Origin of the sequence: uncultured Chryseobacterium sp. (assembly GCF_913776365.1) — a bacterium.
In the GTDB taxonomy this organism is placed as follows: domain Bacteria; phylum Bacteroidota; class Bacteroidia; order Flavobacteriales; family Weeksellaceae; genus Chryseobacterium.
Genome location: NZ_CAJYMO010000199.1, coordinates 17,226 through 27,221, shown reverse-complemented (window position 1 = coordinate 27,221; position 9,996 = coordinate 17,226). Strand labels below are relative to the sequence as shown.

Here is a 9,996-nt window from a genome sequence, read left to right as displayed (position 1 = left end):
AATTTATAGATTCTTTGTACTCGTTGTCTGTATAAGCATAATTAAAGATTGCATTAAAGCCTTTTACAATTTCTCCTTTCATATCAAATTCTACTCCTTTAACGCCTGTTTTTCCATCCAAGATTGAATATCTAAATGTAGGGTCCGTTGGATCACTGCTGATGGCATTATCTTTTCTGATATTGTAGATAGATAAAGTTGTATTCCATTTCCCATTAAACCAATCTCTTTTCAAGCCGATCTCATAGCTGTTTCCTGTTAGAGGTTTAGCTGTATTTCCATCTCTGAATAAACCGGCCTGCGGTGTAAATGATTGGTCATACAAAGCATAAGCTGAAGTATTATCATCAATAGAATAACTCAAGCCGACTCTTGGAGAAATTTTATCTGCTTTAATGGTGGTACCATAATTATTCTGCTCAATATTGGTATACCTTGCAGCAACGGTCAGACGTAGCTTGTCATCTAGAAATCCTAATTCATCCTGTAAATAGACACCAGAATAATTTTGTTCAATAGTTCCTCCTGGAGTAGCTCTTTGGTTTAAAGGCGAGGTATTGATACGATTAATCCACCCTTCATAGCCATAGCCATTAGTTACAGGCTGATAAGTTGAGATATTGGTATTAAATGGCGTTGAATCCAATGGATGAGAATAGCCCCAATCTGCCAAATATTTTTTACTTCCTAAATCTAAACCGGCTAAAATTCTATGAGAAATTTTACCTGTTTTTTCGTAGCCGTTTAGATATACCTGTCCAAACCTCATAACGTTTGATCCTTCCCAATAAGAAAGTCTTCTAATCATTGTACCATCCGGATTTACAGCATCTGGCCAAATATCACTTGCATCGGTATAATCATTCAGATAAGTTACCTGTGCTGTTAATTTCCAGTTTTTATTAAACTGATGCTGTAAATTTACATTTACTGTATGGTCCTCCATATTGGATGGCGCAATTCCCGGATCTGTATGGGTGTAGTTTACAGGTCTTGTAGCATAACCTTCTGTAGAAAAAACATAAGCAGAACCTACTTCAGACATTTTTGCTTTTTGGTAGATATATTCAGCAACTAAAGTTGTCTTATCAGTCAGTTCTACCTTTATCGAAGGATTTATAATATATCTGTTATTGAACTCATAATCTCTGAAGCTATTTCTTTGAGAGCCCATTAAATTTAAACGTACTGAAACTTTTTTAGAAATTCTCGTATCAAGGTCTGTTTCCGCCCTATACATATCAAAACTCCCTAATGTAACTCTTGCAGAACCATTAAATGAGTTTCCCGTAGGTTTTTTAGTAACAATATTGTAGATTCCGCTTGGCTCTCCGGCAGACATTAGAAATCCTCCAGGTCCTTTCACGAATTCTATATGATCTACATAACTCATATCTTCAGATAATGGCCCCCAGTTTGAAGTTACATTTACTCCATTAAAAAAAGCGCCTGCCCGGGATCCTCTCATATTGATTCTTGAGTACATTTCTCCCCAATGTTCTAATCTCTGGGCTCCCGCTACGTTTCTTAAAAGACCATCTGAAATTGTAGTAACCTGCTGATCCTCTAATGCCCTATTGGTAATTACTGTGATGTTTTGTGGAATCTTTATAAGTTCTTCGTTCAAGCGTAATGAAGAAGATCCTTCCTTCTCAACATATTTTTTATAATATTTTCCATCTACAACTACTTCTTCGATATCATTCGACTTAATCGTATCTCTTTCCTGGGCAAACGTCAGCATGGAACCTAACAGTGAAGCGCAGATCAGTACATTTTTCATGAAACTTAAATTTTTTGCAAATATATTGTTTTTAATTATTCTAAATAAATTAATAACTTGATATTTATCATAGATTGATATCCCATGAATAATAAAAAACCGCTCCAGGCTATCCTGAAGCGGTTTTGTAGGGTTAAAGATTATTATTTCCTATGCAGGAATTTCTCCTTTGTATAAAAATGAGATAATTTCTTTATTTAATTTGTCGATCATTTCGCTGAATAAGTGGAAAGATTCCTGCTTGTAAATCACCAACGGATCTTTCTGCTCGTATACAGCACCCTGTGAAGATCTTCTCAGGTCGTCCATTTCACGAAGGTGAAGTTTCCAGTTTTCATCGATGATGGATAAGGTGATGTTCTTCTCGAAATCATTGATGAGGCTGTCGCACTGGGTTTCATAAGCTTCCTTAAGATCGGTAACGATAGTCATGGTCTTATGTCCGTCAGTGAACGGAACCTGGATCATTCTGAACATCGATCCCTGATTCTGGTAGACGTTCTCGATAATCGGGAATGATTTTTCCTTCAGCAGGTTCAGTTTCATCTGATAATCTTCCTGGGCAGCTTTGAAGAGGATGTTGGTTAAATCCTGAACCGTTTTCGTTTTGAAATCGTTCTCGGATACCGGTGATTCCATCGTGAAAGTCTTGATGATCTCATATTCGAAATCCTTGTAATTCCCCGTAGATTTACCTTTGGCCGCGATGGAGTTGGCCACATCGAAAATCATATTGGTAATATCGTATTTCAGGTGATCGCCGAACAAAGCATTCTTTCTCCTCTTGTAGATCACATCACGTTGTTTGTTCATCACGTCGTCATACTCAAGAAGCCTTTTTCTCGTTCCGAAATTATTTTCCTCTACTTTTTTCTGGGCTCTTTCAATGGACTTGCTGATCATGGAGTGCTGAATTACTTCACCTTCCTTATGACCCATCCGGTCCATCATTTTGGCAATTCTTTCGGAACCGAATAAACGCATCAGGTTATCTTCCAGGGATACGTAGAACTGTGAACTTCCAGGATCTCCCTGACGGCCCGCTCTACCTCTCAGCTGTCTGTCCACACGTCTTGAATCATGCCGTTCCGTACCGATGATGGCTAAACCTCCGGCTTCCTTCACTTCTTTGGAAAGCTTGATGTCAGTACCCCGCCCGGCCATGTTGGTGGCAATGGTAACGACACCCGGCTGACCTGCACCGGCAACAATTTCCGCTTCTTTTTTGTGAAGCTTTGCGTTCAGCACTTGGTGCGGTATTTTTCGCAGTTGGAGTGCCTTGGATAACAATTGGGAAATTTCAACCGAAGTGGTTCCTACAAGGACCGGCCTTCTGGCGGCTGTTAACTTCTCAATTTCCTCGATAACGGCATTGTATTTTTCACGGTTGGTTTTGAAAACCAGATCCTGTTTGTCATTTCTTAAAATCGGACGATTGGTAGGGATTACCACTACATCCAGCTTATAGATTTCCCAAAGTTCGCCGGCTTCCGTTTCAGCAGTACCCGTCATTCCCGCAAGCTTGTTGTACATACGGAAATAATTCTGAAGGGTAATGGTGGCAAAAGTCTGGGTGGCCGCTTCGATCTTCACGTTTTCTTTGGCTTCAATAGCCTGGTGAAGACCGTCGGAGTACCTTCTTCCTTCCATGATACGACCGGTCTGTTCATCAACGATTTTTACTTCACCATCGATCACTACATACTCATCGTCTTTCTCGAATAAAGTGTAAGCCTTTAACAGCTGGCTCATGGTATGAACCCGCTCAGACTTCTCTGCAAACTCGGAGAAAAGCTTTTCTTTAGCTTCAAATTCTTCTTCTTTGGAAAGGTTTTTAGCTTCCAGCTCGGCAATTTCAGTTCCGATGTCCGGGAGTACGAAGAAATTCTGGTCTGAATTACCCTGGGACATGTATTCAACCCCTTTATCGGTAAGATCTACCTGGTTGTTTTTTTCTTCGATAACGAAGTACAGGTCTTTATCTACAATCGGCATGTCACGGTTGTTGTCCTGCATGTATTGGGCTTCCACTTTCTGAAGCAATGCACGGTTTCCGCTTTCCGATAAGAATTTAATCAGCTGTCTGTTTTTAGGAAGTCCTCTGTATGCCTGAAGCAGCTTGAAGCCTCCTTCCTTGGTATTTCCTGCGGCAATTAGTTTTTTTGCTTCATTAAAGATCGCAGAAACGGTTTTTTTCTGTACATCCACAATCCTGTCGATGGAAGGCTTCAGGACATCGAATTCCTGGCGGTCTCCCTGCGGAACCGGCCCGGAAATAATCAGTGGTGTCCTGGCATCATCCACCAATACGGAATCCACCTCATCCACAATGGCAAAGTTCTGCTCCCGCTGTACGAGTTCAGAAGGGGAAGTTACCATATTATCCCTCAGGTAATCGAAACCGAATTCATTATTGGTTCCGTAGGTAATATCTGAATTATAAGCTTTTCTTCTTCCGTCTGAGTTCGGCTGGTGGTTGTCGATACAATCAATGGACATTCCGTGGAACTGGTACAATGGCCCCATCCATGCGGAGTCCCTTTTGGCAAGGTAATCGTTTACCGTTACCACGTGCACGCCTCTTCCCGGAAGGGCATTTAAGAAAATAGGAAGCGTACCTACGAGGGTTTTTCCTTCACCGGTTGCCATTTCGGCAATTTTACCGCTGTGCAGGATCACCCCGCCGATAAACTGGACATCATAGTGTACCATATCCCAGTTTACAGGTGTTCCGGCAGCATCCCATGAGTTTTTCCAGATGGCCTGATCCCCCTGAATTTCAACGAAATCTTTTCCCATGGCGGCAAGCTGCCTGTCCCAATCGGAAGCCGTCACCCGGATGGCTCCGTTCTGGGCCCATCTTCTGGCGGTTTCCTTTACCAAAGCAAAAACTTCGGGAAGGATCTGCCCCAGGACTTTTTCTTCAATTTCGTATGATTCTTTTTTCAGGGCTTCAATCTTCGAGAACAGCGATTCTTTTTCATCAACGTTTTTCGAATTTTTTATCTGCTCCTGGATCTGTTCTATCTGAGCTGTGATTTTGCCGGTTGCAGATTTGATATTTTCTTTAAACTCAGCCGTTTTCTCTCTTAAACCGTCATCAGACAATTGCTGAATCGCCGGTTCAACAGCTTTGATTTTGGTTACAACTTTTTTTACTTCTTTTAGGTCCTGCGCTTTTTTGTCTCCCAAAAACCCTTTTAGAACTTTGTTTAAAAAACTCATATATATTTGCTTATCGCAACCGGCTTTTGACAGGCTGCTTTATTGTTAGATTGAAAAAATTTTGGCCAATCGCTGTACGCCATCAGCCAAATAAAATAAGGTATTAATATTCGTCTTCGTTCCAAAGATAGTCTTCATCTGTAGGATAATCGCTCCAGATTTCATCAATGGCATCGTAGATTTCCCCTTCGTCCTCGATGGCCTGAAGGTTTTCTACCACTTCCATAGGGGCACCGGTTCGGATGGCGTAATCAATAAGTTCTGCTTTAGTCATCGGCCAGGGTGCGTCACTCAGATATGAGGCTAATTCTAATGTCCAGTACATAATTTTCTAATTTTTTGCAAAAGTATAAAAATAGCTTATATGATACGCTTTTTTACACCTGATTTTCAATTCTTTTTATTAATTTTTGTTCACCGCAGGAAACAGACCGGATGTCCGGCAGCCGATGCCTGCTTTTGGGTCATTTTCTCAAAAACCATTCCACAAATTTTTTTATGCCATTTTGGAAGTCGGTGTCCGGTTTATACCCGATCAAAGCTTTGGCTTTGGTGATATCGGCATTGGTTTTCAGGACATCACCGGGTTGCATTGGCAGATTTTTCCGGATGGCAGGTTTTCCCAGTGCCTGTTCTATGGATGACAGCATTTCCGTAAGGGTGATTACCTGGTTTTCCCCCAGGTTCAGGATCTCGTACACCTGAGAATGCTCTTCAAGATAGGTAATAGACTTCATAATGCCGTCAATGATATCATCGATATACGTATAGTCGCGGGCTGTGGTTCCGTCACCGTAAAAAGGGATTTCGCAGTTTTCGGAAATCAGTCTTGTGAATTTATGAATGGCGAGATCCGGGCGCTGGCGAGGGCCGTAGACGGTGAAAAACCTCAGCTGTATCATGTCAATACCATATAAGTTATGATAGACATGTCCCAGGATTTCCCCGCACTTTTTGGTGGCGGCATACGGTGAAATGGGCTGGTCTACATTATCCGTCTCTGAAAACGGAATCTTTTCATTATTGCCGTAAACGCTGGAAGAAGAAGCGCATACAAACTTTCTGATATTGAAATCTTTACATAGGTCCCAAAGGTTCATGGTGCCGCGGATGTTCACTTCCTCATACTCCAGAGGCCTTTCGATGGAAGGCCGGACGCCGGCAAGGGCGGCAAGATGGATGACAGCATCTACAGCATGGGATTCCAGGATCTCTTCAAGCCCTTTTCTATCACGGATATCCTGACAGTAAAGGGTGTAATGATCCGAATTCACCTGTACAGCCAGCCGCTGCAGATCGTCCTCTTTTCCGGAAAACTCAAAATCCGAAAAATCCTGAACGGAATGTAAAGTGTTTTTAATTTTTATCCGATAATCATAGAAATCATCAAAATTGTCAATATTTATGACAGAATGTCCTTGTTTTAATAATTGTTCTGCAAGGTGGGAACCGATAAAACCGCTTGCCCCGGTAATAAGATATTTCATCCGTATTTTTTTCTTTCCCAAAAATATAAATTTACTTTGTGAAAAATATAATCGTTAAATTTACTTAAAAAAGTAACATATAAAAATTAATATGCAGTTTAAAGGGCAAATTTTAAAAATGACAAGCTTCAATGATCAGCCGATCCAGTATTACCTCAATCTTTCCGGAGACCTGATCCATATGAACGAACTCTTCGGTAAGGAGCTGACCATAAGGCATACCGGATACCAGTGCGTTCATTGCCAGCAGGACAGGCCAATCTACCGGATGGGATTTTGCAAAAACTGTTTCTTTGAAAGCCCGTATGCCAGCGATACCATCATCCGGCCGGAACTTTCCACCGCACACCTGGGCATCGCGGAGCGCGATCTGGAAGTGGAAAAAGGTATCCAGCTCCAACCGCATACCGTATACCTTGCCTACACCGGGGAAGTGAAAGTGGGAGTAACCCGCAATACCCAGATTCCTACACGGTGGATCGATCAGGGGGCCACTTTTGCCCTGCCTATTGCAAGGACGGAAAACCGGTATGAGGCAGGAATGATAGAAGTGGCCCTGAAGCAGCATGTGCCCGATAAAACCAGCTGGAAAAAAATGCTGAAAGATGACCTGGAAGATGATATCGACCTGGCCGACTTCCAGCAGAAGATCCGGGAATATTTTCCGGAAGATTTCCAGAAATTCTACAGCGAAGGGGAAGATCTCTGGAAATTTGATTATCCCTTTGAAAAGCCTGAAAAAGTAACCTCCTTCACCTTAGACAAAAAACCGGAATTTACCGGAAAGCTGACCGGGATCAAGGGCCAGTATCTGAGTTTCGACGGTGGTGAATTTATTAATATCCGGGGCCATGAAGGATATTACATCGAACTGGAAATTAAACATTAACAATCAAAATCGGTCACAAAGATGAAAAAATGGGTTAAAAAGTTATGTATAGGTCTCGGGATTGTTCTGATCATCGTTTTACTGGCCAATTTCGGACTTAATATATGGCTGAAAACCCAGCTTCCCGGATATATTAAAAACAATACGGCTTACAGGGTGACGTATAAAAAAATGGAAGTAGACCTGCTTTCCGGCAATATTCTTTCCACAGGTATTACCGTAGGCCGTAAAAACCCTCTTAATACCGATGTGATCGGTCTTCAAGGAACGGTTGATACGCTGAAAATAAGCCGGTTCGGAATCTATGATGCCGTTTTTAATAAACAGATCAGTTCATCAGATCTGCTGCTGGCGCGGCCCGATCTTACTATCGTCCTTGCAAAACCTGCGGATCGGAAGACCGGTAAAAAAAGAAATCCGGTAGCCTTTGAAAATATCAGGATCCGGAACGGCAATATCCGTGTTTTCAGGCACACCCTGCAGAAACTGCTGTCGGTACAGGATCTGGACCTGTATGTGGAAAATCTTCAGATGACTGAAGAATCCGTAAAAGACAGGTTGCCGGTTGTTTTTGATCGGTATGGCATTTCGGGAAGAAATTTCTTTGTGCGGCCGGATGATGTATATGCGGTCAGGACAGATTACATCAAGACTACCGGTAATAAAGTGTCTGTAAAAAACTTCCAGCTGGTTCCCGTTATTCCTTTTGAGCAGTTTAAAAAATATTACCCGAAGAAGAATAAACTTTTCCAGTTTACGGTTCCGGAAATGACGTTTACAGATATCCTGCTGAAAGACAATAAAGTTTCGCTGGCCAATGCCCGGTTTTCCCGGCCCGACCTTTTGGTGTATACTACCAGTGCCGTTCCGGTGGAAGCAAAGAAGCCTTCTGATCTGGACATTTCCCTGGAAAATGTGAAGCTTGACCATGCGGTCGTTCAGGTGATGAAACCGGATGGAAATAAGATGCTGTATGCAGGCGATCTTACCTTACATATTGATAAACTGAAGTTTGACAAAGAGACAAGGGAAGAACTTATTCCCGTAGGATACAAAAATTTCCTTTTTTCAGTAAAGGATCTCTGGTTTTCCAATCATCAGGATTTTAAAATCGGAAGCGTGGACCTGACCCCGCAGAAAGGGACCATCAGGAATATATCGGTTGTACCCAATACATCGGCAGCCGGAAAGACTTCAATGAACCTGATGACGGATGAGATTGCATTTCATATCAATAAATGGGGATCCGCAGATAAAAAACTGGTCCTTGATGTAAAGGATGTCCTGATCGGCAGTATCAAAGGAAAAATTACAGCAGGAGAGGCAGTGAAAAAAATCACGAAGCCGGATTTTAAAGGCATTCAGTTTCCGCTGATGATCAGGAAAATAATGGTAAAAGAATCTGATATTACTTATGAGAAGGATGGCCAGCCACTTGCATTGAACGGCCTGCAGGCTGAGATCGGGGAGGTCAGGCTGCTGCCGAAAACAGACCGCTCCGGAATCGCTATCGAGAATAAGGATTATCATATTACAACTAAAAATATCGTTTACCAGACCAGATTCTATAAAATGACGACCGGATTTCTGAAAGCCGACCGTAAAAATATCAGCCTCAGCAATTTTGTAATGAAGCCTTCCGTTTCCAGGGCACAGTTTATCAGGATGATTCCTGTGGAGAGGGATCTGTATGATATTAAAGTCCCCCGCATAACGGCTGCCGGGACATGGGATCTGTTTTCGCAACAGAAGTCTGTCAATGCTTCCAGGGTTACGGTTCAGTCTGCTGATGCCGTGATCTTCCGCAGCAAGATTCCTGCAGATGATCCCAAGGAAAAGCCACTGTATTCAAGGATGCTGCGTTCTATCGGCATTCCTTTAACGGTGGATCATCTCGCACTGATCAACTCAAAACTGGTATACGAAGAAGATACGCCGGAAAGTGCAGGCCCGGGAAAACTTACTTTCAGCAACTTTGATATGGATATCCGGAATCTGAATTCGGCAAAAGTAAAAGGAAAGCCAACCAGAACCGATATCAGGATCAACTGTACTTTCATGAACCTGGCGCCGCTTGCCGTCAACTGGCATTTTGATGTGGCAGACCAAAGGGATATTTTTTATATTTCAGGAAAAACGACCGGACTGCCGGCAGCGGGGATCAATCCTTTTATCCGCCCGTATCTTCATGTTTCAGCCACCGGAACAATTCAGGAAATGATTTTCAACTTCAAAGGAGATCCGAAAGGCCTCAACGGAAGCTTTAATCTCAGGCATAAAGATCTTAAGGTTGCCATCCTCGATAAGGAAAACCGCGAAAAGAAAGGGCTGTTATCAGCCGTTGCCAACTTATTCGTTAAATCGGATTCGGGAAAACTACCGGAAGATGTGAAAGTGGAAGATGTGGAAAGGGATCCTACCAAGTCATTCTTTAATCTTTTCTGGAAAGGGATAGAGCAGGGGCTGAAAAAGACGCTGATTGGCGTAGATATCGGAGGCGGAACGAAAAAACCGGATGCTGCAGGAAACAATAACGACAAAAAGCTGAAGCCCCGTAAATGAGTAAAAGATCACCATTAAATAAAAACCCGGAACTGGATGCTCCGGGTTTA

The 9,996-nt window shown here is 42.4% G+C and carries 6 protein-coding genes; 2 read left to right on the top strand and 4 right to left on the bottom strand.

The annotated features are described in order from the left end of the window. From QZ735_RS10105 to QZ735_RS10090, 4 genes are all read right to left on the bottom strand, one after another. On the bottom strand, positions 1–1,783 hold a 1,783-nt coding region (locus QZ735_RS10105; RefSeq protein ID WP_294247719.1), incomplete at its 3' end, for a TonB-dependent siderophore receptor. A 150-nt stretch (positions 1,784–1,933) separates the two neighbouring features. Continuing rightward, entirely contained in the window at positions 1,934–5,008 is a 3,075-nt protein-coding gene (gene secA, locus QZ735_RS10100; protein ID WP_294247716.1) for a preprotein translocase subunit SecA, read from the bottom strand. Positions 5,009–5,111: 103 nt separating this feature from the next. Then, positions 5,112–5,333, bottom strand: coding sequence for a DUF2795 domain-containing protein (locus QZ735_RS10095; protein ID WP_027382805.1), 222 nt, complete (start codon positions 5,331–5,333; stop codon positions 5,112–5,114). 139 nt (positions 5,334–5,472) lie between these two features. Next, complete coding sequence (locus QZ735_RS10090) at positions 5,473–6,495, bottom strand: GDP-mannose 4,6-dehydratase (RefSeq protein ID WP_294247711.1); 1,023 nt, start codon at positions 6,493–6,495, stop codon at positions 5,473–5,475. A 91-nt stretch (positions 6,496–6,586) separates the two neighbouring features. Between QZ735_RS10090 and QZ735_RS10085 the strand changes: the two genes are divergently transcribed. Further along, positions 6,587–7,384 (top strand): DUF2797 domain-containing protein, encoded by a 798-nt coding sequence (locus QZ735_RS10085; protein ID WP_294247709.1) that lies wholly within the window; start codon positions 6,587–6,589, stop codon positions 7,382–7,384. A 21-nt stretch (positions 7,385–7,405) separates the two neighbouring features. Then, entirely contained in the window at positions 7,406–9,946 is a 2,541-nt protein-coding gene (locus QZ735_RS10080) for a hypothetical protein (protein ID WP_294247706.1), read from the top strand. The last annotated feature ends 50 nt before the right edge of the window (positions 9,947–9,996 follow it).